Here is a 25,997-nt window from a genome sequence, read left to right as displayed (position 1 = left end):
GACGGGCGACCGCTGAGTCCAGGATCACTCGCGCGTGCCCCCACCGGCCGCCCGCCCGCCGTACCGCCATGGCCCGGGCCCCTCGGCGAACGCGCCGACTGGTGGTGGTACGACCCCTTCCAGCCGCAACCACCACCAAGCAACAATTAGACTGGCATCTAAGCTGAAATAGGTTGGGGCACAGAGGATTCTAATTCCGCTGGCCAATCGGATCTACAGCGCGTGGCGCAGATCGGGGCCCCGGGCCTCCGGGGATCTCTTCTGCTTGGCGGCGTAGAGATCGTCGTCGGCGACCGCGTACAGCGCGGCGACGTCAGCGCCTTCACCCGGTGCCGATGCCGCGCCGACGCTGGTGCCGGGGGTGTGCAGCCGCACGCCCGCGACGAACCGCTCGGCCGCCGTCGGTGTCCGGCCCGCGCGCTCCGCGATGCACACGGCGAATTCGTCGCCGCCGAACCTGGCCAGAACGGCGTTGGCCGGGGCCACTTTTCGCCACACGCTGGCGCGGCTGACCAGGTGCTCGTCCCCGGCGACGTGTCCGTCGGTGTCGTTGATCCGTTTGAAGTTGTCGATGTCGAGCGCGATGACGGTGACGGTGGCCGCCGATGAACGGGCTCGCGCCAGCAGGTCGGTGGTGGCGATCTCCCAGCCGGCCCGGTTCAGCAGGCCCGTGAGGGGATCGGTGCAGGCGGCGGCGACCAGGCTTCGCGTCACCAGCCCGAAGGACTCGGCGGCCCCGACGATCGCGACCACGAAGATCAGGTAGTCGATGTACAACTTGGCCGTGTGCGAGACCGCCAGGCCGACAATGGACGCCAAGGTGAGCAGGCCGGCCAGCAGCACCCCGCGGCGCGGCGAATAGAACGCGCGCAGGTACATCGCCAGGAACATCGGCGCGATCAGGCAGACGAACTCGGCGGTAATGGAGATGTGGAAGGCCATCACGATGGGCGTGGCCGCGATCGCCGCGGCCGTGGCCGGCGCGGGTTTGTCGGGTCGCACGGCCAGCCACACCAGCGCCGCCACCCCGAGGACGATCGCCACGATGCCCCCTGCCGGATTGCCCGTGGGCAGGCCGTGACGGAGCGGAAACACGGTGGTGAACACCACGCCGTAGGCGTACAGGAACGTGGTGGCGCCCAGATAGATCCGGAGCAGCCGAACCTGGTGCGCGGCATAAAAGCCGCTTCCCGAATCGGCGCGCAGCCGCAATTGGTGTCGGCGAGTGTCTCGACGGCCGAAGGGGCCTGCGTGGCGAAGACCCATCCCGTCACTCTCTGGTCAGCTGTGGTTATGCGAGCGCGCCCGCGATTATCTGAACCGTAATGGATGGGTCGGGCAATGTCCGCAAAAGAAGGGGACGGTTTTAATCCGTCCCACTTCAACATATTACGCACCCGGGGGCTTGCGGCAAGACCGGGGTCATGCCGCAAAATCGCTGGTCGAAGCGGAAGCGGAGCGAATCGGGGGTTGCGAAATGAGTGCGTTGTCAGCGGCGGGGAAAAGCCACGCGGTGGTGATCGCCGGGGGAGGGCCGACGGGGTTGATGTTGGCCGGCGAGTTGGCGCTGGCGGGGGTCGACGTCGCCATTGTCGAGCGGCGCGCCAGCCAGGAGCTGATCGGCGCGCGGGCGGGCGGATTGCATTCGCGCACCATCGAGGTGCTCGATCAGCGCGGAATCGCTGACCGGTTCCTCGCGGAGGGCCAGGTGGCGCAGGTCGCCGGGTTCGCCCAGATTCGATTGGATATCAGCGACTTTCCCACCCGGCACCCCTACGGGCTCGCGCTCTGGCAGGCCCACATCGAGCGGATCCTGGCCGGGTGGGTCGACGAGCTGGCGGTGCCGATCTATCGCGGACGCGAGGTGATTGCCGTCGCCCAGGACGACACCGGCGCCGACGTGGCGCTGTCCGACGGCCGGTTCCTGCGCGCCCACTACGTCGTCGGGTGCGACGGCGGACGCAGCGCGGTCCGTAAGTCCGTCGGCATCGACTTCCCGGGATGGGATGCGACGACGAGCTACCTGCTCGCCGAGGTCGAGATCGCGGGCGACGGCGAGCCGGACTGGGGCATCCGCCACGACGCCCTCGGCGTCCATTCGTTCAGCACGCCGGAGGACGGGGGGCCGGCGCGGGTCATGGTGACCGAGCGGCAGGTGACCGACACCGGCGAGCCCACCCTCCGCGAGCTGAGCGAGGCGCTCGTCGCCGTATACGGGACCGATCACGGGATACACAGTCCCACTTGGATTTCGCGGTTCACCGACGTGGCGCGGCAGGCGGCGGCCTATCGCGCGGGGCGGGTCCTGCTGGCCGGCGACGCCGCACACGTGCATCACCCGATAGGCGGGCAGGGCCTCAACACCGGTGTGCAGGATGCGGTGAATCTGGGTTGGAAGCTGGCCCAGGTGGTCAAGGGGATATCGCCCGACGGGCTGCTCGACAGCTACCACGCCGAGCGGCACCCGGTCGGTGCGCGCGTGCTGCGCAACGCGATGGCTCAGATGACGCTCCTTCGTCCGGATGACCGTCTGAAGGCGTTGCGCGACAGCATGTCCGAGCTCCTCGGCATGGACGAGCCGCGGCGACGATTCGGTGCGATGATGTCGGGCCTGGACATCCATTACGACCTCGGCGAAGGCCACCCGCTGCTCGGGCGCCGCATGCCCGATTTGGAGGTGGCCACCGGCGCCGGCCCGGCGTCGGTATTCAGCATGCTGCGCGACGCGCGGCCGGTGCTGCTCAACTTCGGCGTGGATGCGTGCGACATCGGCGCCTGGGCGGATCGGGTGAAAACGGTCGACGCGAAATACGGTGGGGCCTGGGATCTTCCGGCGCTCGGCGCGGTGACCGCGCCAACCGCCGTGCTGATCCGGCCCGACGGGTATGTCGCGTGGGCGGGCGAGCGAGACGGCGCCGGGCTCGCCGACGCCCTCACCGTGTGGTTCGGCGACGGTCAGCGGCGCCCGAACGCGCCGGGCCCGGCGTGAAACAGCCCGATCAACAGCACCCCGAGCGCCGTCGCGCAGAACGGCCACAGTGGCTCCCGCCCGTGAAAGGCGGCGTGCAGCGCCACCGCGGCCAGCACCAAACCGACCCATCCCGCAACGACATTCGGGACGGGGCCACCGCCGCACGCGTTCGGGTAACGCTGCCTGGTGATGCCGCGGACGAAATGGGGAATGGCGTTGCCGGCCAGCAGGCCGCCGAGGAATGCGAGCGCAAGCGCCGGGATCATCGCGTACGGCCGCCTTTCCGCGAATCGCGGGTCAGCACGGGAATCAGCACGGCGTCCACGATGCGCGCGACCTCGGCGTCGTCGAGCGGCTGGCCGGTGACCAGGACGCGCGTGAAGACGAGCGCGGAGGCGATCTCGGATGCCAACTCGTGGTCCGCCCCGGTCGGCAGCTCCCGGCGCTCGACCGCGCGCGCGACGAGACCCCCGATGACCGATCGCTTTGCGCTCAAGACTTGACCGCGGACATGCTCGGCAAGCTCGCCGTTTTCGCGCATCGCATTGAGCAGACCCAAAATCAAGGCGCCGTCTTGGGACGCCAGGCTGTCGCGCATCTGCGTGATCGCTTGAGCCAGGTCACCGCGGAGATCACCGGTGTCGACCTCCGCGGTCGCGGCCGTGCCGTGCCGCGACAGCGCCGCCATCACCAACTCGGGCTTACCCGGCCAGCGACGGTAGATCGTCGCCTTGCTGGCGCCCGCTCGCGCCGCGACCGCGTCGATGGTGAGCCGGTCGTACCCGGTGGCCGCCATCAATTCGAGGGCCGAATCCAGGATCGCGTCGGCGCGCGCTTCTCCCCGAACCACTCGGCCCTCCGCTGAACGAAACGGTTTCGTACACTTAGCTCCGACGATAGGTGCGCCACCGCCGCCCGGTCAAGGCGGGAAGGAACTGGACGTTCGCTCAGTTTGTAGTGCACGTGCCCGGCCAGAACGCCAAGATCGGTTTGCAGACCACGATGAGAGGCAAAGATGACCGACTCAGCCAGCGGGGTTAGTCCCGGCCACGTGCGAATCGGCGTTCAGCTGTGGCCTGGCGGGACGCCCGACTACCGCACCTGGCGGCAGGCCGTGCTGCACGCCGAAGAACTCGGCGCCGACGCCATCTTCGGCTACGACCACTTCCACAAACCGTTCGTCGACATCGTCGCCGGGGTTCCGCAGCTGCACGATGAACAGCCGGAGGTCAACAACTTCGAGGGCTGGACGGCGCTGGCGTCCTGGGGAGAGATCACCAGCCGCGCCGAGATCGGTCTGCTCGTCACCGGCATGCCCTACCGCAACCCCGACCTGGTCGCGGATATGGCACGCACGGTCGACCACATCAGCGGGGGCCGCCTGATCCTCGGGCTGGGGGCGGGCTGGTACTGGAAAGACTTCACGGTCTACGGATACGACTACGGCAGCGTTCGAGCCAGAATGGACCAATTCGACGAAGGCCTGGCGCGCATCGAGCACCGGCTCACCCACCTGACACCCGGCCCGGTGCGGCACATCCCGATCCTCATCGGCGGCGGCGGTGAGCGGCGGACAATTCCCATCGCGGCGCGCCACGCCGACATCTGGCACAGCTTCGAACCCATCGAGGAATTTCGTCGCAAGAACGATCTCCTCAAGCGGCTGGCCTCCGAGGCCGGACGCGACGAGGCCGCGATCGAACGGGCAATGGCGTGGACGGACGCCCCCACCGCCGACGCCTTCGTCGACGAGGGGGTCACGCTGTTCACCACCGAGATCCACCCGGACGGCGACGGCTACGACTTCTCCGAATTGGAGACGATGCTCGCCTGGCGCGATCGATAGGCCGAGCCGGTACGGCTAGTCCGGCGGCTCTTCCTTGGTGCCGTGGGTGGCGGCGTGTTCCCGCTCGCTGGGCTTGCCGGGTACGTCCTGGGCCTCCCGCTCGTTGGCGACCTTCTCGCCGAGCTCGTCGACGATGTCCTCCAGCTGCTGAGCGTGGCTCACGGGGTCTCTGTCGGGGTTCGTCATGTCGCTTATTCCATACCCAGCCGCGCGATTGGTAACCGCCCGTATTGGGAATGGGGACTGGGACAACATCAACCGGACGCGTCGCAGGGCTGCACACACGGCGCGGCGATGGAAGTATCGCAAGAGTGGCCACCAAGAAACCGCAAACGATCGCGTACCCGGCGCCGGAGAAACGCCCGCGCCACCATCAAACCGAAGCACTCGACCCCCACGTCATCGTCCTTTTCGGTGCGACGGGGGATCTGGCCAAACGCAAGCTGATCCCCGGCCTGGCCTACCTGGACCAGTCCGAGCTTGCCCCCGATATCCAGATCGTCGCGACGTCGCTCGAAGATCTCAGCGACGACGAATTCCGCGAGCTGGCCAAGAACGCGATCGAGTCGTTCGGCACGCACAAGCTCAACGACGAGCAGTGGGCCAACTTCGCGAAGATCATCACCTACGTCCCACAGGGCGCCGGGCCCGAAGCGCTCGCCGCCGCGGTTGAAGAGGCCGAGAACAATCTGGGAACCAATGTGTGCCGGCTGCATTACCTGTCGGTCCCCCCGAAGGCGGCGCGCGCCGTCATCACCATGCTGCGCGACGCCAAGCTCGTCGAGCGCTCGCGGGTGGTGATGGAGAAGCCGTTCGGCACCGATCTGGCCAGCGCGGTGGCGCTCAACGACTTCGTGCACGAAACGTTCGAGGAATCTCAGATTTTCCGCATCGACCACTTCTTGGGCAAAGAGGCCGCCCAGAACATCCTGGCGTTCCGCTTCGCCAACGGGCTGTTCGAGCCGATCTGGAACCGCAACTTCATCGATCACATCCAGATCGACATCCCCGAGGCGCTGGGGCTGGATCAGCGGGCGAACTTTTACGAAGAGACCGGCGCCTACAAGGACATGGTCGTCACGCACCTGTTCCAGGTCATGGCCTTCGTGGTGATGGAGCCCCCGACCGCGCTCGAGCCGTTCGCCATCAGCGAGGAAAAGAACAAGGTGTTTCGGTCGATGCTGCCGATCAAGCCGTCCAACGTGGTGCGCGGCCAGTACAGCGGGTACCGCGACGAGAACGGGGTGGCCAAGGATTCCGACACCGAGACGTTCATCGCGCTCAAGGTCGGCATCGACAACTGGCGCTGGGCCGGCGTACCGATCTATCTGCGCACCGGCAAGAAGATGGCCGAGGGCATCCGCATCATCTCGATCGCCTTCAAAGAGGCTCCGCGCACGATGTTTCCGCCCGGATCGGGCGTGGGGACCCAAGGTCCCGACCATCTCACGTTCGACCTCGCCGACAACTCGAAGGTGTCGCTGTCGTTCTACGGCAAGCGCCCGGGTCCCGGCATGAAGCTCGACAAGTTGTCCATGCAGTTTTCCTCGCAGGAGATCGACACCGTCGCGGATGTGCTGGAGGCCTATGAGCGGCTCATCCTCGACGCGATGCGTGGCGATCACACCCTGTTCAACACCGCGGAGGGCATCGAATCATTGTGGGAGCGTTCGGAAGATCTGCTCAACGATCCGCCCGTCGCCAAGATGTATCAGCCCGGCACGTGGGGTCCCAACGCCATTCATCAGTTGATCGCGCCCAACGCGTGGCGGCTGCCGTTCGAGCGGGAGTGGCGCGAAAAGAAGGAGGACTAGCCGCGTCAGGTTAGTTCGATCGACCCCGGGCAACACAGGGTCTATGACGAATCGAAACGACACCACAGCAGGCGCCGCGGCAGTCGAAGCGGTGACCCACGCCTGGGAGAAGGCATTGGCCGAGCACGATGTTGAGGCGCTCCTGGCGTGCTATGCGCCCGACGCGGTGCTGGAGAGCCCGGTCGCGGCCCACATCCTCGGCGGCAAGGGCGTGTGCCGGGGTCACGACGAGTTGCGTGCTTTCCTCACCGAAGTCGTCGCCCGCACACCCGACGAGCGCAAGTACCACCGCGCCGGATTCTTCACCGACGGGCGCCGGGCGACGTGGGAGTATCCCCGCGAAACCCCGAACGGCCAGCAGATGGACTTCGTCGAGGTGATGGAGATTGACAAGGCGTTGATCACCGCGCACCGCGTCTATTGGGGATGGCGGGGCGTGCAAATCCTTATCAACGATCAGTACCACCGGCCGTGACTGGCCGGCCCAGCCAGTCACGCAATTTCGCATAGATCTCGGCGTGGTTGAGCAGGTCGAAGTGGTGCAGGCCGGTGAGCGTCAGCCCGTGGTCGGGGTCGAACGGAACCCGGCGGGTCTTGCCGTTCCCGGAGGCGCTGCGGTGGCGGACCAGGCGGTCGCCGAGAACGGTTCCGACCGCTCCCGGGCCGGCGCTGGTCGCGACGAAGTGGTAGACGGCATGCGGCAGGAACGGCACCTCGTTGCAGCGGTCGCGCAGGAACTCGTCCGGGTCGCCGTCGCACCAGTCCTCGTCGAGCAGGGCGCCATACCGCAGATCCTTCGTGCCCGAGCTGCGGGCGTTGAGAAATGCGGCCAGGCCTTGGGTTTCGGGCAGTCGCGCGAGCGCCCACGAGGCGGCATTGACGCCCTTCTCCAAATCGGCGCCCAGGTGCGGGGAACCCAGGCAGACGACGTGGCTCACCGAGCCGGGCCAGCCGTGCGGGTGCTGGGTCCCGTAGTGGCACGCGCTGCGTGCCACCAGGCCGCCCATCGAATGACCGATCAGGGCGATCTCCTCGACCGGAACCGGCCACAGCGCCCGCAGCCGATCGATCAAGGAGGCCAGCGATTTCCCGTTGTCCGAGATGTGCAGGCCGGTGTTGTAGCGCAGGTAAACAGGGGTGAAGCCCAACTCGTCGCGCAGGCGGGCGCCGTACGGGGTCGCCTCCTCGCCGTCGCGCGGCCGGCGCCACCACGAGCTTTCGGTCATGCACCAGCCGTGCACGAACACCGCGATCCGCCCGGTAGCCTGCGGGAACGCCGCGGCAATGTCGTTGGCGTTCATCGTGATCGGCTTGCCGCGCCGGCGCATCTGCATGGTCAGCGCGAAACCGTTGCCGCGCTCGGTCAGCTCGTCGCCGTAGATTCCGTTGAGCGCGGCGATGAATCCGGCGACCCGCGGATCCGATTCGACCGTCTCGTCGTCGTCGCTGCCGCGCGCCTCGGCGGCCAGCGCACCGGCCCCGCGCAGCGCGGCCCGAAGCGCGCGGTCGACGGCGTAGTACGTCGCCGCGGCGGTCGTGTTGTGGACGACCTGCACGGGTTTGGACACCGGGCCGATGGAGCCGAAAACCCGCCGCGCGATGCCGCTGTGCGTGTCGCGCACCAGGCTGGTGAGCACGCGGGTGCCCTCGCCGGCGAGGTCGGCGAGTGAACGAATCTCCTGTCGCTGCATGAGCTGCTCCTCCCTGTTCCCGTCCAGGGTTCCCACTCCGGGCCCGGCGTAAAGCGGCCTTTACCAACCGAGAAACGCGGCTTTCGAAGAATTGACAGCCATTTTAGACGTAATCCAGTTTGTTACCCGCAGTGCGCAACTCGACGCCGGCTGACACGGTCAATGATCAAGCGCCAATTCGGCTCCGCATCGACATTCGGCTGTTACGATTCGGCGATCGCCAAATGTCTCGGCGTTATGTTTCGCGACTATTCAGTGGAGGGCGGGATTATGTCGTTGCTGAGCATCGCACCGGACGTGGTGTCAGCGGCCAGCGGAAACCTAGCGAACGTGGGCTCTGCGCTGCGCAGCGCGACCGCGGCGGCGGCTGGTCAGACGACCGCAATAGCGGCGCCGGCCGCCGATGAGGTTTCGGCGGCGGTCACAGCCCTTTTCGGTATGCGCGGTCAAGAATTCCAGGCGCTCAGCGCCAAGGCGGCGGCCTTTCACGACGAGTTTGTGAACCTGTTGAATGGCGGGGCCGCGCAATATGTGAGCGCCGAAGTCGCCAATGCCCGGCAAACGGTGATGAACGCGGTGAATACGACGGGCGCCGGTGCAGCCGCGGCCAGCCCGGCTCAAACGTTCAGCCAGAATTTCGGCCCTCTGCAGGTCGTCATAAGCGGGGGCGCCGGAGGCGTCGCTGAATCCGTCATCCTGAACGGTCCGTTGGGCCAAGTCGGGTCGTTGTCGCTGAGCGGGATCCCGTTCGCTGCGCCCGGCGGCTCGGGCATCGGGTTGGCCGTGAACGGGACCGGGAGCGTCAACACGCCCCTGGGCCCCCTGACGTGGTTGTCGGCGACCGGGAGCGAGTACGCCGGGCCCAGCGGCTTCGGGGCAACCCTCGGCGGGCTCACCCCAGTCGGCTACCAGGCAATTTCGGTGACCGGAAACGCTTTGGGCCAGATCACTGGCGGATCGTTCACCACCTTCGGTTTACAGTTCTTCTTCCAAGGGACCCAGTTCGGCATCATTCCGCAGTTCGGGAACCTCCCGCCGCTGATCTTCTAGCCGCGGGCCCCGCCTACCCTTGCCACGTGGATGTTGAACACCGCGGGGCACCGACGCTGCGCCCGCGCAGGTCGGCCCTTTACCTGCCGGGCAACAACTCCCGGGCGCTGGAGAAGGGCACGACGCTGCCGGCGGACGTGTTGATCTTCGACCTCGAGGACGCCGTGGGACCGGATGCCAAAGGCGACTCGCGGGCCCGGGTCTGCGACGCGATCTCGTCGGAGAGCTACCGGCCTCGCGAGCTCGTGGTGCGCATCAACGGCCTCGACACGGACTGGCACGACGGCGATTTGGCCGCCGCGGCCGCTTCGGCCGCCGATGGGGTGCTGGTGCCAAAGGTCGAAACGGGCGGACAGGTCCAGGCGCTCGCCGCGGCGCTCGACAAGCTCGGCGCCCCTGAGTCGCTGCGGCTCTGGGTGATGATCGAGACGCCGCGGGCCTTCCTGCGGGCGGAGGAGATCGCGTCGGCCAGCGACCGCTTGGCCGCATTCGTGGTGGGCACCAACGATCTCGTGAACGATCTGCACGCACTGCACGTCCCCGGACGCGCGCCGGCGCTGACCGCGTTGTCGCTGGCGGTGTTGGGCGCGAGGGCGGCCGGAAAGGCCGTTCTGGACGGCGTTTTCAACGACATCGCCGACGAAGACGGCTTCCGGGCCGAGGCCCGACAAGGTCGCGAGATGGGGTTCGACGGCAAGACGCTGATCCACCCGTCCCAAATCACCCCGGCCAACGAGCTGTTCGGCCCCTCGCACGAAGAGCTGGCCGACGCCCGCAAGATCGTCTCGGCCTACGATCAGGCCCGGGCAGCGGGAAACAGTGTCATCACGGTCGATGGCCGCATGATCGAGAGCTTGCACGTGCGTGACGCCCAGCGAATCATCGCCCTTGCCGAGCTCATCTCAGAGCGCGAATCGGCTTCCTAGCGCGCGGCGATCCACTGGGTGAGTGCATCCTCGAGCGCCGCCGTGACACTCACGCCGGCGGTGATGGCGGCCTCCTCGAACCGTTCGACCAGGTCCGAGGGGACGGCAGCGTTTACCTTGCAGCGGTCCGGTTTTGGCTTCCCCTGGGCACGGACCACCGGCTCGTGTCGCGCGACGGTCGCGTCCATGGTCTCGCGCAGGGCGGGAATCTCCTTGAGCAGGCGGGCGAGCTCGTCGCGTTCGATGCGGAGTATCTCCGACGGCCCGGTAGTCGTCACCGTCGCAGATCGGAGTTGCCCACGGCGGAGCACAGATTCGCCGATCACCTCGCCCGGCCCCAACACGGCAATGCGGTCCTGGCCGACGTAGACCCCGGCCTCCCCGCTGAGCATGATGTAGCAGGCGTCCGCGGGAGTCTGCTCGTGAATCAGCGGCCACGGCTTGGACCGTGCGATGCGGTGTGCCGCTTCGACGAGTCGCCGCAACTCACCATCCGAGAACTTGTCGAATGCGTTGAATTCACGTAGCCGGCGGACGTCTTCCTCCTGGTGTCCTTCCGCATCTACTTTCATTGCGGGCTCCTCATTCGCGATGTAAACCCGGACATCGAGGAGCCTAACGTGAATTTGCAGCAATGACGGGAAAGATATTCGGCGGCATGCGCCTGCCAGCCGGTCGGGTCCCGCCACCCGGTAGGTTGAACGCGAATCTTGATGACACCGAAGGGAGACACCGTGCGCCAAACCGCGGCCATGGCTGAGGCCGACCGCGCGTGGATGATCGACACTCTGCTCGCGCTGCTGCAGACCCCGAGCCCCGCGGGGCGCACGGACGCGGTGATGCAGCTGATCGGCGACATCTTCGACGACTTTGGCGTGCCGTTTACCCTGACCCGCCGCGGCGCGCTGACCGCCGAGCTGCCGGGGGAGTCCGCGACCACCGACCGGGCGCTGGCGGTTCACGCGGACACCATCGGCTGCATGGTGCGCAGCCTCAAGGACAACGGGCGCCTCGAGCTGATTCCCGTCGGCACCTTCTCGGCCCGGTTCGCCACGGGCGCCCGGGTGCGGATCTTCAGCGACGACCCCGACGAGTTCATCACCGGCACCGTCTTGCCGCTCAAGTCCAGCGGGCACGCGTTCGGCGACGAGATCGACACCCAACCCACGGATTGGAAGCACGTCGAGGTCCGCGTCGACCGCCAGGTCTCCTCGCGGGAAGACCTGGTCCGTCTCGGCCTGAACGTCGGTGACTTCGTCGCGTTGATCGCGAGCCCCGAACTGACCGCCGACGGCTTCATCGTCTCCCGTCACCTCGACGGGAAGGCCGGTGTCGCGATCGCGCTCGCCCTGGCCAAGAACTTTTCGGAGAACAAGGTGGTGCTGCCGCACCGCACCACGATCATGATCACCATCACCGAGGAGGTCGGGCATGGGGCCAGCCACGGCCTGCCCGCGGACGTGGCCGAGCTGGTCTCGGTGGACAACGCGGTGTGCGCGCCCGGCCAGCACTCCGTCGAGGACGGCGTCACCATCCCGATGGCCGACATGCACGGCCCCTTCGACTACCACCTGACCCGGAGGCTCTGCCGGCTCGCCGAGGAGCAATCAATTCCCTTCGTGCGGGACGTGTTCCGCTACTACCGCTCCGACGCCGCCGCCGCGATCGAGGCGGGCGCGGGCACCCGGGCCGCGCTGGTCGGCTTCGGGGTCGACGGCAGCCACGGGTGGGAGCGCACCCATATCGACTCGCTGGAGGCGGCGTACAACCTGCTGCACTGCTGGCTGCGCACGCCGCTGACCTTCGCCAAGTGGGACGCCAAGCCCTCGGGCAATCTGCGCGACTTCCCGTCGTCCAAGCAGCCCGCGCCGAGCGAGCAGTGGGTGCCGCTGGCCCGTGGTGAGCATGCCGAACCCGGCGACGCGTCCCCCGGATCGCCCTGGCCGCCCTCGGAGGGGCCCCAGGCCTGACGCGGCCTGACCACCCGGCACCGACTCGGCGGCGGCGCGGCAGCTCAGTTCTCACGCCGCTGCGAGCACACTGCGGAACCGGGGAGCGGCGGGGCCTTTACCGGACCCGGTGCGCCGGATAGTGTCGAGCCCCAAGCATTAAATCAATCAATTTATTTACGCATCGGGCGAGAATGACCGGGAGAGCGACATGCCAGAGGGCGTTGCCGACAAAAGCGAAACCGAACAGCTGGTGCTCGACTTCATCCATGCGGCGTACGGCCAGGACATGAACATCGACGCGATGACCGCGTTGATGGCGGACGACTTCGCCTGGCAACTGCACGTGCCCCTCTCGCCGGTGGTCGTCGGACGCGAGGCGGCGCGCGCCGAGCTCGAGAAGCACAACAGCCTCGCCACCGGCATGATCGAGGGAAGCGAAATTCGCACGATTGTGTCGAGCGGTGACACCGTGGTAGTCGAACGAATCGACGTGAATGCCATGAACGGCGTCACCGTGAAGTTCTTCGTCACAGCCATTTTCGAGGTCCGCGACGGCGCGATCACGCACTGGCGTGAGTATTGGGACGCCAGCCACGTTGCGCGACAACTCGGTATCGACCCGGCGCACATGTTCGATCCGCTGGCCGGCAACTCCTAGCCGGCGTGCACGTCCGGGGTCCGCACGTGCTCCGGGCGGAACCCGCGTCCGACGATGATCGGCGGGATGAACTGCAGGGGGCCCCGCCCGACGAATTTCGGAATGGGGATGGGGGACAGGTCGCCGGTCAGATTGGGTTCGACCGCCCGGTTCTGGATGAAGACCTGACCGGCCTGGATGATTCGAGTGGGCAACTCGCGGCGTTTCTGAACCTTGGCGAGGTCCGCATCGGTCAGCCGGTTCTCGCGAAGTGGACCGCACAAGATATTCGCCGCGGCGACCGCGTCGGCGACGGCGAGGTTGATGCCGATCCCTCCGGCCGGCGACATGGCGTGCGCAGCGTCGCCGATGCACAGCAGGCCTGTGCGCCACCACTTCTCGAGCCGGTCCACCCGCACGTCCAGGTGGCTGGTGTCGTCCCAGGAGCGCAGGTCGTCGACGTGTTCGCGCAGCTGCGGTCGTGCGGAGACCAGGCGTTCTTTGAACGCTTCCAGCGACCCGTCGCGCGGGTCGGTTCCCTTGGGCATGAGATGGGCGACCTGCCAGTAGTCGCCCCGGTAGATCATAGCCATGAGCAGGCCCCTGCGGATGACCCCGAATAGCTCTTGGGGGTCGCCGGGACGCCATTTCAACCGGAACCACAAGACGTCCATCGGGGAGTGCGCGGCGGCGATGGTCAGGCCGGCGGCAGCGCGAACGGCCGAGGTGCGTCCGTCGGCGCCGATCACCAGCTCGGCGTGCACCTCGAGGTCGGGCGTGCGTACCCCGGCGACGCGCCCGCCATCAAAGATCAGGTCTTTAACCTCCGCGTTGCGGATCAACGTGAATTCCGGGTAGACACTTGCCTTTTCGGCCAGAAAATCCAGGAAGTCCCACTGCGGCATCAGCGCGATATATGGCTGCCGAAAGCCCAGCCGGGTGAGCACGCTGAAGTTGCCGAAGGTGCGAAGTGAGCCGTCGGTGTCGAAGGCGACACGCGTGATCTTGGTGTGGGGTAGGCGCAAGAACTCGTCGATGAACCCGAGCTCGTCCATGATCCGCAGGGTGCTCGGATGCACCGTGTCGCCGCGGAAATCGCGCAGGAAGTCGTTGTGCTTCTCCAGGACGACAACCTCGACGCCGGCACGGGCGAGCAGAAGAGCGTGGACAAGTCCGGCGGGACCGCCGCCGGCTACACAGACCTGGGTTCGCAGAACGGTCATGCGCTGACCCTACGCGCCGACTATGGTGATCTCGTCCCGCTGCCGCAAGGCATTTCCAAGAACGAGATACCCCTCAGGACGTCGAGGCCGCCGCCGGAGATCGGTGGTGCCGCGCCTGGTTTCCGCCGCATCGCTTGGCTTCGTACATGGCGGTGTCGGCGTCGGCGACCAGCTGACGAAACGCCCGTTCGGCGTCATCGCATCCCACGCTGCGCAACGGCAGGGTGGCGGTTCCCACGCTGGCCGTCACCGGGGCGGGGATCGCCGCAACGGCATGACAGAGCCGATGGCCCCACCCGTTCGGCGGTTGTGTCGTGACGACGTCCGCGATCAGGAACTCTTCCCCGCCGACGCGGCCGATGATCGAGGTGTCCAGGCACGCGGCTGTGAGCGCCCGGGCCGCGGCCACGAGCGCCTTGTCGCCGGCCGCATGACCAAGGCTGTCGTTGACCGCTTTGAAGCGGTCGAGGTCGACCATGGCCACGGCCAGAAACATGTGGTCGCCACCGGCGAGCATCCGGCCGATGATGGCGCGGTCACAGGCGCGCCGATTCAATAGGCCGGTCAGCGGATCGCAATTGGCGCGCAATAAATCCACGCCCAGCGCCCGGACGACGATTTGGATGGCGAATGGCACTATCACGTTGAGTTCGAGCACGAGAAAGTAACCGGTGAAGGCCAGCGTCGCCTCGCCGACGAAGACCAGGCGCACCACCTCGAAGGCCCCCACTGCACCGGCCAGGCAAAAGTTGAGAGCCATATATCGGCCGGTGTGAAAAAACGCCACGTAGCCACCCGGAACGGCTAAAGCCGAACATGCCATCAGCGCGACGATCGGCTCGGTCTGCCAGAGGCAGCCGGCGGTCACGCTCGCACTGCCGGTCATCGCGAAAACGATCGATTGCCGCCGCGTGGGCCATCGGGACAACCACACCATCGCCATGCCCAGGCCGACGAGGCCGGCCAGCACCGAGACGGCCAGCGCCACGCGCGGGTAAAACGGGGTCTGCCCCCACAGGACGTTGACCGGCCACAGCGCCAAGGACGCAGAGACGACCGCGAGGACGCGGCGGGTGTTGGTGCTCAGACCGTGGGCTTGCAGGTAGCCGGTCAGCCAGTCGAAGTGGTCGGGCTGTCGCCACCACGCCGCCAACCACCGCATTGGTTGCCTTCCGAACGGGTATCCAGCGGCCGCACGGCGCCGGATTTTTATCATCGAGATTTACCAAACTAAACCGGATCGGACGCTGATTCCAACGAATGCTTTTATTCGACCGGAGGAATGCTTCGGGCGAATAACGTGGAATGCAAGTCTGATGTACCCACGCACTTTTCGGTGGACCGAATACATGACGCGCCACGATCATTCGCGTCGCAAAAGCGCAGGATCAGTGCGCGATCGACCGGTCCAGGGCCGCCAGCGATTGCTCCAGGTAGTCCGGGCCGAAGATGGGCATGGTGCCCACTTGGTCGCGGAAATCCTGCGGCGTGCCGCTCCAGTCATAGGTCAGGGTGACGTCGGTGCCGTCCCCGTTCGGGGCGAGGTCGTAACGCCAGAACCAACCGCCGGGCCGGTGGTTGCCCGCGTCGTCGAGCTGGCCGGGCATCCACCCGATCGCACGGTCCTTTTCGAACAGGTTCACCAGGTTGTGGACGACGTAGTCGCCACCGGCCTGGGTCAGGAACATGTTCATCGCGAACATCTGTCCGGCGCCGGTGATCGGCGCGACATCCACCGCGTCACGGACCCAGTCGGTGGGCTCGGTATTGCAGTGGTGGGACGGGTCCGCGAGGACGGCGAAGATCTGCGTCGGCGTCGCGGCGATGGTGCGGGTGGCGACGTAACGTTCGGCGGTGGCGGTCATGAGTTGTCCCTTGGTCCGTAGGCGCGGGCGATATCGGGGGAGTCGAGCCACCCCGAGTATGTCGGGCGGGAGGGCCAACCTTCAGGGGAATCGAGCCATTCTTCCTGCCGACCCCACGGCAGGATGTCGATCAGCCCGAACGAATGGCTGAGCTGCTCGGTGCCGCGCCCGTTCGTGTGCCACGTGCGGTACACGGTGTCGCCGTCGCGCAGGAAAACATTGACGCCGAAGCCCCCGCCGGGCGGGGCGTCCATGTCGGAGCCGAACGTGCTCTCCGAGGACGAGTACCACTCCATCCGGTTGCCGACCTTGCGCTGGTAGGCGAGCGCCTCCTCGATGGGTCCGTTGGTGACGATGACGAACCGGGCGTCGTAGTTGTCGAGGAACTCCAGCCGGGTGAACTGCGACGTGAAGCCCGTGCACCCGCCGCACTGCCACTCGGCGCCGTCCCACCACATGTGGTGGTAGACGATGAGCTGCGAACGGCCGGCGAACACATCCACCAGGCGAACGGGCCCGTCGGCGGCGGTCAGGGTGTAGTCGGGCAACTCGACCATCGGCAGACGCCGGCGCTGGGCCGCGATCGCGTCCAGTTCGCGGGTCGCGGCCTTCTCGCGCTTGCGCAGTTCGTCGAGCGCGGCGCGCCACGTCCCGGGGTCGACGACGGGGGGTAGGGCTTCGTTGTGCTCGGAGGGCATGGGATCCACCTTTGCGGTCATTTCTTGGCTCTGAAAGGTCTGACTGGTGGCGCGCCCGAAATTCATCGGTGCGGCATCCCGTCGGTAGCCTCACGCGGCATGAGCGACTTCGTCGTCGTCAAGGTCAAGCCCGGCAGCCGCAAGGGGCCGCTTGTCGAGGTCGGTCCCGACGGTGAGCTGACGATCTACGTCCGGGAGCGGGCGGTTGACGGCAAGGCCAACGAAGCGGTCACCCGGTTGCTCGCGGCACACCTTCAATTGCCGAGAAGCCGAATCGAGTTGGTGTCCGGAACGACGGCGCGGCTCAAACGTTTCCGGGTCAGGCCCAGCGCTACGCCCTGATCGCAGCGATCGCGACGATCGCGTCGATGACCGCGTCCGGCTGATCAAGGGAGACAAAGGTTCTCGCGTCGGGCACCTCGATCAGCTTCCCGTTGCCGAACAACCCGGCCAGGCGCCGGCCCAGGCCGGGCGTGAAGCAGCGGTCCTCTTGGCCCCACACTAGGGTGACCGGCTTGGTGAACCGGGGAAGGCGGGTGGCCACATCGTTGAGGTCGAAGGCGGTCACCTGGCGCAGCAGCGCCGCCATGTCGCGGCAGATGCGTGAGTCGTTGAGGCAGGGCTGCAGCCAGGCGGAGGTGAGGTCCGGATCGGGGCGCTTGATGAGCAGGCCGAAGCCCAGCGGCGAGTGGCGCAGCGCCCGCAACCGTAATTGCTGGAACATGGCCTTGATCGAGATGGGGCCCCGCAGCAGCCCGAACGCGATGTCGAACGGGAATGGTGGGCACTTGTCGAAGGCGTCGCAATTGGTGAGCAGCAGACGGCCGATCCGGTCCGGGTGGGCGTCGACGACCAGTTGGCACAGCCCGCCTCCGGTGTCGCTACCGACCAGCGTCACATCGGAAAGGTCGAGGGCGACGATCACGTCGTTGATCAGCTCGGCGATACCGGGCAGGGACAGCGCGGTGGCGTCGTGGACCGGGATGGTGTGCGAGCCCAGCGGCAGGGTCGGCACGATGCAGCGGAAGCCGCGCCGCGCCAGGGGATCGACGACCTCGCGCCACAGTCGCCCGTCGACCAGGATGCCGTGGACGAACAGCACCGGCGCGTGCGGCGAATCCTTCGGTCCGTACTCCTGGTATTCGATGGTGGCCTGCCGGAGCGCGAGCTGTGCCATGCGGTTGTCCCTCCTTGAGCTTTCGGTGCCGACCCCTCACCGAATAAAAGCTCAGCGGCCGCTGCCAGGGCCACCCCAGGAACTGCCATGCACTGCCAATGCCTGCTCAGGGCTCTAGATTCACCAGCGCCGTACCCGTCGACATGTCGAAAGGCACCGACACGTGGTCGTGCGCAATGGCCCAGCGGCCATTGAGCTTGCGAAAGCACGTCGTCGCTCGGACCCAGAAACCGGTGGTCTTTGCACCGTTGCGCAACGTGCCGCTGAGCCGATTGAGGCTGTGGGCAAACGCCACGTCCTCTCCCACCGTGATGGTGAGCTCGCGAACCTCGTATCCGAGGGGGCACTCGTATGCCGCGAAGACGCGTTCCCAGTTCTTCCGTTTTGCTTCCGCACCCACGTGTTGGAGCGGTGGTTCGATGTCGAACGACACGACGTCGGGCGCGTAGATCGACATCGCCGCCTCCAGGTCGTGGGCCCGAAGGGCGCTGGCCAGCTCGTCAACGAGGCGTCGGATCTCCGCGGGGTCGGTTTCAGTCGTCACAGACTCGACGGTAACCGGGGCGAGCGGTCGCGCTCGAGTCTTGACCTGTGCGGCTCGGCTCGGTTCGATGATCCATATGCCACACGGGGGAGGCTCGCCATGAGGACGTTCGTTCGCCGTCTTGTTCCCGCCGTCATGGCGGCGTTGGCATCGATGGCTGCCGTGACGATCGCGACGCCGGCGGTGAGCAGGGCTGACTGCGCGGACGGCGAGTGGTGGGACCCGACGGGCAAGGTCTGCCGGCCGCTGGGTGTCGGGCCGCAGCCGCTGGCATGCGACCCCGGGCAGTGGTGGGACCCGACGGCCAATGTGTGCCGGCCGCTGGGTGTCGGGCCGCAGCCGCTCGCATGCGACAACGGCTGGTGGTGGGATCCGGGCGCCAACGTGTGCCGTCCGCCGCTGGTACCGCCGGCGAGCTAACGAACGGTGGCTTCGCAAGATCGCATAGTAGACGCTGGCGTTCCTTCGCCATGCATAGTAAGCTCATAGCAAGTAGTGAACGTGCTCGTCTATAATCCGCAGAACGAAGGCGCCATGTACACCGCACCATCGCCTTTTGACGACCCGACTACGCCGATTGACGCTCAAGCATTGCGGGCATGGTGGGCACGCCAGCGACGCGAGACGCAGGCCATGCAGCGACGCAAGCCGGAGCGCGTCGCGTTCATCCGTCAGAGATTGTGAGAGGCGCCGGCCCCGCCGCTCAGCCGGCGGGGCACCGGGCGCGCAGCGTCGGGACGCCGGGACCGGCGAGCTCGTCGCAGTGGCGCCGCGCCCGGCCATCGCCATCGTCAGCGCCAGGGTCGTACCGCTGACCAGCGGGCCGGTGCCGGTCGCAAAGGAACTGTCCGTCGCCTCCATGCGCAGACCATCGATCGCACTCCGGCCGGCCACCGTGAAGTCCCGACGAGCAAAGAAGTTAGCGACCGGGGTGACGACGCCCACCGGGGGTGTGCGGAGGAGTCCGAGGGGCCGCCGGATGTCTTGAGCGTGCACGACGACCTCACCCAGCCACGCGGTGGTCGGGCCCAGTGGCGCGGTGGTGCTGGTGATGACCTGCCGGAATCGCTCGAGCGTCTCGGCGGGTGTCCCGCCTCGGTGCTCGGCCAAGCGCCGGTCGTTATGCAAATCGAAGTCGAATCGTGCGCCCAGGGCGCTGGTGAACCAGCGCAGGGGACCGGTGCTCGCGGCCGCCGTCAGGTGGGCAACCACCTCCTCGATAACCCACCGCCCGCACAATGATTCCTGCGCCCACTGCGCATCGTCGAGCCAGGCGAGGTCGTCCGCGAGCGCGGCGCGCTCAGCATGGACCGCCGACCAGAGAGCGTCGCGGTAGGCGCCTTGGAACATGCGAGCCTCCTGTGCGCAGCGAGATGACATCGGTGTAGACCTGCGTTAGCCACCAAAGTCATCGGATGACCGGCACGGGCGTCAGCTCGAGGCGCTCAGGATCTTGATCGCGAACACGAGCGAGTCGCCCGGCCGGATGCCGGCGCTGGGCTGACCGTCGGGATAGCCGTCCGCGGACGTCATTGCGACGGCGACGGTGGACCCGACCTTTTGTCCCGCAATGGCCTTCTGGAACCCTGGCACGACCCCGCCGAGCGGGAAGTCAACCGGGGCGCCCCGGTCGTAGCTGCTGTCGAACACGGATCCGTCGCGCCCGTTGACGCCCATGTAGCAGACGGAAACCTTGGCCGTGCTCGGGACCGCCGCCCCATCTCCGGCGTGCAGCGTGTGCACCTGCGTCTGGGCCACGCTGAAGGGTGCCGTCACGGTCACGCGCGGGGCCGTCGTATCCGTGGACCCGGTGACCGCGACGCTGCCCGTGGTTCCCGCCAGCGTCCACTCAGGCGTCGCGCCGTTCGGCGGCGCGGCGGTGGGGCAGGAGCCGGCGGCGGTGGCCGTGCCCGGCGTGGCGAGCATGACGGTGGCCGCGGCACAGGCCGCGAGCGCGACGGAGTAAGACACCCGGGAAGATTTCACGGCCGTCACGCTACCGCCAGCTAGTGGCGCCGTGCGTGGTGCCCGGCCAGTTCGTGTGCCACCGCATCGAACGCGCGCAGCGTGTCCAGCATGTGCGGCTCGTGGGAATGCGGCTGACTGGACAACTTGGCGGCGACCATCTCGGTCGCGCGATTGATGTAGATCATCTGACCACACATGCCCAGGCACAATGCCACGTTGTTGCCGGGGTAGGGGATCCACACCTGGTCGCGGTACATCCCGCCGGGCAGTTCGGTGTCCTCGGGGCAGGCGGCGAAGGCCTGACGCGAGTCGGGGCCGCCGGCGAGGGTGTCGGCGATCCACGCGGCCGGTATCACCTGCCGGCCGGTAAGCGAGACACCGTCGCGCAAGAACAACGAGCCGAATCGGATCATGTCGGTGAGGCAGGCGTTGACGCCGCCGTCGAAAAATCCGGTGCCGGCCGGGTCTACACCGATGCTGGCGTCACATTGGGCGCCGATGCGGCTCCACAGCAGTTCGGACATCAGTCCGGGCATCCGCTGGCCGCCGGCGACCTCGCAGATCCAGCCGAGTACATCTGTTTCACACGAGCGATATTCGAACGGCCCGCCGTGAGCCGACTTCTGCCGCAAGGTCAGCAGGAAGTCGCGCAGGGTGGCAGGGGCGTCCGGATTACGCTTGGGCGCCCAGCCCATCGCCTGGTCGAGGAGATGAATCTCCGCGGAGGAGTCGTCGTAGTTCTCCGAGAAGGCGATACCCGACCTCATGTCCAGCAGGTGGCGCACCGTCGCACCGTCATAACCGCAATTCGCCAGGGCGGGAACGTATTTCGTGACCGGCGCCTCGAGCTCGATCGCACCGGCCCCGTGCAAAACGCCGACGACGGCGGCTACCAGCGATTTGCTCACCGAGAACAGCAGGTGCCGGGTGTCGGCCGTGAGGTCGTCGAGGTACCTCTCGGCCACCATCGACCCACGATGGGCGACGGCCCACCCTTCGGTCGCGGTGGCCGCCATCACCGCGCCGACGCTGGTCGCTACTCCGTCGGTGTTGGTGACTGGGATCTCCGCGAGGGGAGCGGGGGCCGGGGGTATCGCCGCGACCGGGCCGGTCCCGCGCGAGATCGGCGCGGTCGGCACCATGTCTTCGACATGCTGGAACGACCACTGCGAGTAGGGCGGCGACAGCCAGTTGTCCAGTGAGATGCCGGCCGGTGCGCTCACGCGCGCGCGACGAGCCGAGAGACGATCGGCGCGGCGGGCGTCAGGGGCGTTGACGTGAACTTCGCCTTCATACCCTTGACCCAGCGCTGGCAGCGCTCGCTGAGCTGATAGTCGTCCGTCTGCAGGTGTCCACGGGTGACCAGCACGCCGAGTTGGGCGCCCTCGGAACGCAAGTCGCCGGGCGCCGCGACCCGCATGTAAAAGGCCTCGGAGCCGTCGAGCAGCGTGGCCCAGTCGTTGGCGGTCCGCGAAAAGGAGACCCGACCGTCGTCGTCGATGCGCCATACCCCGGTGCGTGGCGTCGCGGTGAAGATCTCGATATCCGGCGACGTCTCCGTGATGACCACCTGGCCCCAGACCTCGTCGTCGCCATAGCCCCGCTCCCAGCGCGCGTTGACCTCATCGATGTCGAGCTCGTACTCCACGTCCATGTACTCGAGCAGATGAAAGAGGAATAGCGGCATGTCGGCGTAGGCCTCGGCGGTCAAGTTCGTCATCGGGCTGGCGCCGCTGAGGCGCGGATTCACCTCACCGAGGTAGAGCTCGTTGGAGTCGAGGTCGTGCAGAAGGTCCACCTCGAAGTAGCCGAGGTAACCCTCGCGGCGCATCATGTCGCCCAGCTTTGACACCATTTCTCGCGCGGCGTGGGTCTGGGCGGGCGGCAGCACCTCGCGCCAGATGTCGTTGCCACACCAGCTGCCCCGGCTCGGAGTCAGCTCCGAATAACCGACGAGACTCGTCATCGCGGGGCCGACCACGGTGCCGTGGCGGGTCACGGCACCCTCGAGGCACACCTCGACATTGCGGATCCGCTTCATCACCTTGAGGTCCTGCCCGGCCAGGTCGCCGGCGTACTTGTCCCAGTCGCCCGGACCGTGGACAAAGAACGTCCCGCTGCCGGCGTTGCCGTAGGCGATCGAGATGACGAGGTCATCTCCCAATCCGGCGTTTTGCGCGAGCTCCAGAAGTTCGTCGTAGGAGCCGGCCCGCCCGATCGTGTTAGGCACGCTCGGCACCCCCGCCTCGTTCGCCAGGCGCGTCATGACGATCTTGGAGCCCAGGCGCTGGCGTAGCTCGAACGGCGGATGCATGATCTCGAGACCCGCCTGTCGTGCGAGGCCCTGGATTTCCTCGTTCAGCATCACGAAGCAGCACTTGCCACCGGGACCTTTACCTGCGATGAAGTCGAGCGTTTCGGGGTCGGACAAGAGGTGGCTGCACACCTCGTCCATGGAGTCGAAATCGCGGCGGTCGCGTCGGCGGGGCACGAACACGCGCGAGTGGGTGCCCTCGAAAGAGTCAAAGTAGGTCAGGTAGAAGAAGTTTCGTATCCAGCGGTCGACGCCCAGCAGGTTGAACGGGGTCGGCGAGATGAAGTACAGCGGCACCTTGTTCGTGTGAAAGAACGCGCGGATGTCCGACAGGCCGTTCAGCACGCGCGGCTTGGGTTCGCCCATGTTCAGGCCTCCAGGGGTGCTGCGGTCAGCGTGACGCTGATGAAATGACGTAGCTCCATTGCTCAAGTGTGCGCTACGCCCCTGGCCGTGGAGAAGTGCGGAGTGCCGCAAGGCTGGCCGAGTTATCGCCAGGGAGTTGCCGTGTTGAGTCAGGCCGGCAGGAGGTCTTCCAGCCTGGTGGGGTTCCCACCGTTGCGCTCGTTGGACGCATCGAGCAACGCAGTCGTGAGCGCGGCGATGTTGACGGTGTCTGCGCTGAGCGGCGTCGGCTGATTGAGATACTGCGGGCCGGTGTAGAAGCCGTTGACGACATCGATTTCGACCGGCTGCTCCAGACGCCTGCCCTGCAACAAACTCAGGAGCGCCTGCGCGAGTGCGGGATATCCGGAATATGGATTCCCAAGCCAGTCCAGCAGATACGACTCGTCGACGCTACGCACGATGTTGGCCGACGCGAGGGCGGCGATGGTGTCGGTGGGCGACGAGGGCGCTACGCGGGCAGGCGGTGGGAGTCGCACAACAGTGCGCATCACTTGCACCTGATAAGGGCTGGACGTCGACATCAGGTAGACCAGATTCAGGTCGCGGGTGTCGCGGTCGAAGTTAGTGAACTTGTCGATCATGAAGGCGCCGTAAGCGAAGCCCGGGGTGTCCTGCCACGCCAGCCACGTCGGTGGGATGCGGGTATTGAGATCGTCCATGCCGCTCCAGTGCATGAAGTTGCCGTAGGCCCGTTCGCGGCAGGGGTTGAAGATGGGAACCTCGTCGGACCATGGTCCCCACGGGTTTGGAGCGAACCGCACCACGACGGGTCCCGCGGGAAGAAGGGGATCCGGCTTGTTGGCCAAGGAATACGCAACGACCCACTGTCCGGCGTCCTCGATCCACAGCGCGGAAATCGAGGTGTAGTGCGCGGGGAGCGGCGCCAGGCCCACCGCCGAGACTTCGGCTGCAAGAGCATCGTCGACATTGGTGTGCGCGGGCGTCCACGACGAGTCGCCCGTGCAGTATCGTATGGTGCTCGGATCGGGGCTGCCTGGTTGCAAACTCATCCACGCCAAACAGAGCTGGTTTCCCCAGCCGCCGCCCAGCAGAACCACACCCTGCCCGTCCGGGCTGGGGAGGCCCGGATGTTGGGCGTTGTCCACGACCACGGCGGCGACTTGCCAAAATTTCGCGCCCGACCCGTCCCTGAACCGGCTGAGCTTGTATTCGAATTTGAATGGTCCCGGCATGCCGGGATTGGGCTTGCTCGTAAGCAAGGTGCTGACAGGAGGATTAGACCACCCAGGGGGAGTGACCTCGGCGTGGTCGGACCACACGGCCATGACGTACACCGTTTGGTTGTAGGTAAACGCCCCTGTGGGGGTCTGACCCTCGGGCAGCGTGAATGGCTGGTTATTCCCGATCTGAACCGCAAACGGGTCGAACCAATGACCGTCCTTGTCTTTGACCGGGTGCAGCGTGAATCCGCCTGGCTGCAACTCGGTGTCGTCCGTCCAGGCGACGAGGTCGGTGTTGGCCGCAGGGCCGCCACCGCCACCGGGCAGGGTGTCGCCGAAGAAGAAGTAGATGCGGTCACCGAGTTGGGTGCACGCACCGAGGTCGGTTCCCGTCGCGCCGCAGCCACCCCACTCGCCGGCGTTGGGAGGGTTCAAACTGGGCAGGTTCTGCGGGTCGGGCTCGCCGGTGAGCTGGCCGACGCGTTCCGTGCGGATGACGGTGGGGGAGTCGACCACCGCGGGGATGGGGGACGCTGGCGGTGGGGTGCCCGCTAGCGGAACCGGACACGGCAGCCAGGCTTGGTTGTGGACCTTCCACTCGACGTTGAGCAGGCCGCCCCGGTCGACCGAAAACGCCTCCACGTGATCGTATTTCGGGTAAACCGCTGCGGCGATCGGCGCGCCTGCGACGAACCGCTGGTCGGTGACCCCGACCGGACTTTGCCAGGCCCCGTTGTGGTTCTTCCAGAGCACGTTGAAAGCTCCTGAGGCATCGATGGAATACACCTCGAGTTGTTCGGCCGGCGCGTAGTAAAGGCCCGCGATCCCGCAGCCGGCTTGGGCGGTGGCCAGCCGGACCGGGCCCTTCCACGGATTGTTGTTGTCTTTCCACACGTCGTAGAGGCCGCCGTCAGTACTCGTGAAGAAGACCTCGAGTTGGTCGTTGAGTGGCTGATACAGCACCGTCAACGGCGCACCGGGGGAGGCATGGACCGTGGGTGTCAGCGATAAGGGCGCCTGCCACGCGCGGTTGTTGAGCTTCCAGACGTCGTTGACGACGCCCTGGTTGTCGGTCGTGAAGACTTCCAGCGTCTTGAACGTGGGGTAGTAGGCGCCCGCCACGTGTGCGCCGGGCGGGGCAAAGCCCGCGGGTGTGAGCCCAACGGCGCCCTTCCAAGGGTTGTTGTTGTCCTTCCACACGTCATAGAGCGCACCGTCGGCGCCGATGAAGAAGACCTCCAGCTGCTCGTTGAGCGACTGGTAGACGACCGCCAACGGCGCTCCCGGGACCGACGATCCGGCGGCCGTAAGCGCATGAGGCGCTTGCCAAGCACCGTTGTTCTGCTTCCAGACAACGTTCACGGCGCCGTGGCTGTCGATGGCGAACACTTCCAGCGTTTTGAAGGTGGGGTAATACGCACCGGCCACGTGCGCGCCGGGTGGGGCGAAGCCGGGAGGTGTCAGCCCAATCGGCCCCTTCCAGGGGTTGTCGTTATCCTTCCACAGGTCATAGAGCACCCCGTCGGTACCGACGAAGAACACTTCGAGTTGCTCGTCGAGTGGTTGATACACCACCGCCACTGGCGCCGCCGGGTTCACTGCGATGTTCACTAATGCCTCCCGGCCGGTAATGGCCACACTTCGTTCGCGCAATGCGGGTGCGAATCCACGCGTAAGAGTGGCTTTGGGGCCACTCGGTGACCCCACAGCCGCCTGATCAGCGCACCGCCGA

27 protein-coding genes and 1 pseudogene are annotated in these 25,997 nt (G+C 66.7%); 11 read left to right on the top strand and 17 right to left on the bottom strand.

What is annotated here, in order from left to right:
- A pseudogene (locus tag A5787_RS28285) lies at positions 1–150 on the top strand (hypothetical protein); the annotation flags it as partial.
- A 63-nt stretch (positions 151–213) separates the two neighbouring features.
- Here the strand turns inward: A5787_RS28285 and A5787_RS18945 are convergent.
- Complete coding sequence (locus A5787_RS18945; RefSeq protein ID WP_066969737.1) at positions 214–1,212, bottom strand: GGDEF domain-containing protein; 999 nt, start codon at positions 1,210–1,212, stop codon at positions 214–216.
- A 265-nt stretch (positions 1,213–1,477) separates the two neighbouring features.
- On the opposite strand from A5787_RS18945, the gene A5787_RS18940 reads away from it, so the two are divergent.
- Complete coding sequence (locus A5787_RS18940) at positions 1,478–2,989, top strand: FAD-dependent monooxygenase (protein ID WP_066969735.1); 1,512 nt, start codon at positions 1,478–1,480, stop codon at positions 2,987–2,989.
- Here the strand turns inward: A5787_RS18940 and A5787_RS18935 are convergent.
- Together A5787_RS18935 and A5787_RS18930 are read right to left on the bottom strand one after the other, a co-directional pair.
- Positions 2,956–3,237, bottom strand: a complete 282-nt coding sequence (locus A5787_RS18935) for a hypothetical protein (protein ID WP_066969733.1) — start codon at positions 3,235–3,237, stop codon at positions 2,956–2,958. The two genes, A5787_RS18940 and A5787_RS18935, sit on opposite strands and share 34 nt — an antisense overlap.
- Positions 3,234–3,821, bottom strand: a complete 588-nt coding sequence (locus A5787_RS18930; protein WP_066969731.1) for a TetR/AcrR family transcriptional regulator — start codon at positions 3,819–3,821, stop codon at positions 3,234–3,236. Before A5787_RS18930 ends, A5787_RS18935 begins: the two co-directional genes overlap by 4 nt.
- A gap of 165 nt (positions 3,822–3,986) precedes the next feature.
- Here A5787_RS18930 and A5787_RS18925 point away from each other — a divergent pair, with 165 nt between their 5' ends.
- Positions 3,987–4,817, top strand: a complete 831-nt coding sequence (locus tag A5787_RS18925) for an LLM class F420-dependent oxidoreductase (RefSeq protein ID WP_066969729.1) — start codon at positions 3,987–3,989, stop codon at positions 4,815–4,817.
- 15 nt (positions 4,818–4,832) lie between these two features.
- Here the strand turns inward: A5787_RS18925 and A5787_RS27810 are convergent, their stop codons facing one another.
- Complete coding sequence (locus A5787_RS27810; RefSeq protein WP_197507269.1) at positions 4,833–5,003, bottom strand: hypothetical protein; 171 nt, start codon at positions 5,001–5,003, stop codon at positions 4,833–4,835.
- 125 nt (positions 5,004–5,128) lie between these two features.
- Here A5787_RS27810 and zwf point away from each other — a divergent pair, with 125 nt between their 5' ends.
- On the top strand, positions 5,129–6,631 hold the full coding sequence (zwf, locus tag A5787_RS18920) for a glucose-6-phosphate dehydrogenase (protein ID WP_066969727.1): 1,503 nt from the start codon (positions 5,129–5,131) through the stop codon (positions 6,629–6,631).
- A 43-nt stretch (positions 6,632–6,674) separates the two neighbouring features.
- Complete coding sequence (locus tag A5787_RS18915) at positions 6,675–7,106, top strand: nuclear transport factor 2 family protein (protein WP_066969725.1); 432 nt, start codon at positions 6,675–6,677, stop codon at positions 7,104–7,106.
- Here A5787_RS18915 and A5787_RS18910 read toward each other — a convergent pair.
- On the bottom strand, positions 7,081–8,322 hold the full coding sequence (locus A5787_RS18910) for a triacylglycerol lipase (RefSeq protein ID WP_066969756.1): 1,242 nt from the start codon (positions 8,320–8,322) through the stop codon (positions 7,081–7,083). The two genes, A5787_RS18915 and A5787_RS18910, sit on opposite strands and share 26 nt — an antisense overlap.
- Before the next feature lie 270 nt (positions 8,323–8,592).
- On the opposite strand from A5787_RS18910, the gene A5787_RS18905 reads away from it, so the two are divergent.
- The gene (locus A5787_RS18905) at positions 8,593–9,372 is read left to right on the top strand and encodes a PE family protein (RefSeq protein ID WP_197507267.1); all 780 of its coding nucleotides are present in this window, start codon (positions 8,593–8,595) and stop codon (positions 9,370–9,372) included.
- Positions 9,373–9,398: 26 nt separating this feature from the next.
- The gene (locus tag A5787_RS18900; protein WP_197507265.1) at positions 9,399–10,298 is read left to right on the top strand and encodes a CoA ester lyase; all 900 of its coding nucleotides are present in this window, start codon (positions 9,399–9,401) and stop codon (positions 10,296–10,298) included.
- On the opposite strand, the gene A5787_RS18895 is transcribed toward A5787_RS18900, so the two are convergent.
- Positions 10,295–10,870 (bottom strand): cyclic nucleotide-binding domain-containing protein, encoded by a 576-nt coding sequence (locus A5787_RS18895; protein ID WP_066969753.1) that lies wholly within the window; start codon positions 10,868–10,870, stop codon positions 10,295–10,297. The genes A5787_RS18900 and A5787_RS18895 overlap by 4 nt on opposite strands.
- 162 nt (positions 10,871–11,032) lie before the next feature.
- Here A5787_RS18895 and A5787_RS18890 point away from each other — a divergent pair, with 162 nt between their 5' ends.
- Together A5787_RS18890 and A5787_RS18885 are read left to right on the top strand one after the other, a co-directional pair.
- Positions 11,033–12,268: an osmoprotectant NAGGN system M42 family peptidase gene (locus A5787_RS18890; RefSeq protein WP_066969751.1), complete on the top strand. Its 1,236-nt coding sequence runs from the start codon at positions 11,033–11,035 to the stop codon at positions 12,266–12,268.
- A gap of 232 nt (positions 12,269–12,500) precedes the next feature.
- Positions 12,501–12,908: a limonene-1,2-epoxide hydrolase family protein gene (locus tag A5787_RS18885; RefSeq protein ID WP_231994057.1), complete on the top strand. Its 408-nt coding sequence runs from the start codon at positions 12,501–12,503 to the stop codon at positions 12,906–12,908.
- Here the strand turns inward: A5787_RS18885 and A5787_RS18880 are convergent.
- The 4 genes from A5787_RS18880 to A5787_RS18865 all read right to left on the bottom strand — a co-directional run bounded on the left by A5787_RS18880 (position 12,905) and on the right by A5787_RS18865 (position 16,673).
- Positions 12,905–14,110 carry an FAD-dependent oxidoreductase gene (locus A5787_RS18880; protein ID WP_082977315.1) on the bottom strand — a complete coding sequence of 402 codons (1,206 nt, stop codon included), beginning with the start codon at positions 14,108–14,110 and terminating at the stop codon, positions 12,905–12,907. The genes A5787_RS18885 and A5787_RS18880 overlap by 4 nt on opposite strands.
- A 73-nt stretch (positions 14,111–14,183) precedes the next feature.
- Positions 14,184–15,272, bottom strand: coding sequence for a diguanylate cyclase (locus A5787_RS18875; protein ID WP_066969719.1), 1,089 nt, complete (start codon positions 15,270–15,272; stop codon positions 14,184–14,186).
- 226 nt (positions 15,273–15,498) lie between these two features.
- Positions 15,499–15,975 carry an SRPBCC family protein gene (locus A5787_RS18870; RefSeq protein ID WP_066969717.1) on the bottom strand — a complete coding sequence of 159 codons (477 nt, stop codon included), beginning with the start codon at positions 15,973–15,975 and terminating at the stop codon, positions 15,499–15,501.
- Positions 15,972–16,673: a DUF899 family protein gene (locus A5787_RS18865; RefSeq protein ID WP_066969747.1), complete on the bottom strand. Its 702-nt coding sequence runs from the start codon at positions 16,671–16,673 to the stop codon at positions 15,972–15,974. The genes A5787_RS18870 and A5787_RS18865 overlap by 4 nt, the downstream gene beginning before the upstream one ends.
- Before the next feature lie 99 nt (positions 16,674–16,772).
- Here A5787_RS18865 and A5787_RS18860 point away from each other — a divergent pair, with 99 nt between their 5' ends.
- On the top strand, positions 16,773–17,015 hold the full coding sequence (locus A5787_RS18860) for a DUF167 domain-containing protein (protein ID WP_066969715.1): 243 nt from the start codon (positions 16,773–16,775) through the stop codon (positions 17,013–17,015).
- On the opposite strand, the gene A5787_RS18855 is transcribed toward A5787_RS18860, so the two are convergent.
- Positions 17,005–17,850, bottom strand: a complete 846-nt coding sequence (locus A5787_RS18855) for an alpha/beta fold hydrolase (RefSeq protein WP_066969713.1) — start codon at positions 17,848–17,850, stop codon at positions 17,005–17,007. The genes A5787_RS18860 and A5787_RS18855 overlap by 11 nt on opposite strands.
- Before the next feature lie 106 nt (positions 17,851–17,956).
- A complete protein-coding gene (locus A5787_RS18850; protein WP_066969711.1) occupies positions 17,957–18,394 on the bottom strand; it encodes a nuclear transport factor 2 family protein in 438 nt (145 codons plus the stop codon).
- Between the two features lie 99 nt (positions 18,395–18,493).
- On the opposite strand from A5787_RS18850, the gene A5787_RS18845 reads away from it, so the two are divergent.
- On the top strand, positions 18,494–18,814 hold the full coding sequence (locus A5787_RS18845) for a hypothetical protein (RefSeq protein ID WP_066969709.1): 321 nt from the start codon (positions 18,494–18,496) through the stop codon (positions 18,812–18,814).
- A gap of 63 nt (positions 18,815–18,877) precedes the next feature.
- Here A5787_RS18845 and A5787_RS18840 read toward each other — a convergent pair whose 3' ends face one another.
- From A5787_RS18840 to A5787_RS18820, 5 genes are all read right to left on the bottom strand, one after another.
- A complete protein-coding gene (locus tag A5787_RS18840) occupies positions 18,878–19,744 on the bottom strand; it encodes a maleylpyruvate isomerase family mycothiol-dependent enzyme (RefSeq protein ID WP_156764019.1) in 867 nt (288 codons plus the stop codon).
- An 81-nt stretch (positions 19,745–19,825) separates the two neighbouring features.
- On the bottom strand, positions 19,826–20,389 hold the full coding sequence (locus A5787_RS18835; protein ID WP_066969707.1) for an FKBP-type peptidyl-prolyl cis-trans isomerase: 564 nt from the start codon (positions 20,387–20,389) through the stop codon (positions 19,826–19,828).
- Positions 20,390–20,400: 11 nt separating this feature from the next.
- Positions 20,401–21,585, bottom strand: coding sequence for a serine hydrolase domain-containing protein (locus A5787_RS18830; protein WP_066969705.1), 1,185 nt, complete (start codon positions 21,583–21,585; stop codon positions 20,401–20,403).
- The gene (locus A5787_RS18825) at positions 21,582–23,042 is read right to left on the bottom strand and encodes a biotin carboxylase (RefSeq protein WP_066969703.1); all 1,461 of its coding nucleotides are present in this window, start codon (positions 23,040–23,042) and stop codon (positions 21,582–21,584) included. Before A5787_RS18825 ends, A5787_RS18830 begins: the two co-directional genes overlap by 4 nt.
- Before the next feature lie 149 nt (positions 23,043–23,191).
- Positions 23,192–25,876: a DUF4185 domain-containing protein gene (locus A5787_RS18820; RefSeq protein ID WP_197507259.1), complete on the bottom strand. Its 2,685-nt coding sequence runs from the start codon at positions 25,874–25,876 to the stop codon at positions 23,192–23,194.
- Positions 25,877–25,997 lie beyond the last annotated feature (121 nt).

This window comes from Mycobacterium sp. 852002-50816_SCH5313054-b (genome assembly GCF_001667185.1).
Classification (GTDB): domain Bacteria; phylum Actinomycetota; class Actinomycetes; order Mycobacteriales; family Mycobacteriaceae; genus Mycobacterium.
Note: the sequence above shows the minus strand (reverse complement) of the source record. Positions and strands in the feature narration are given on the sequence as shown.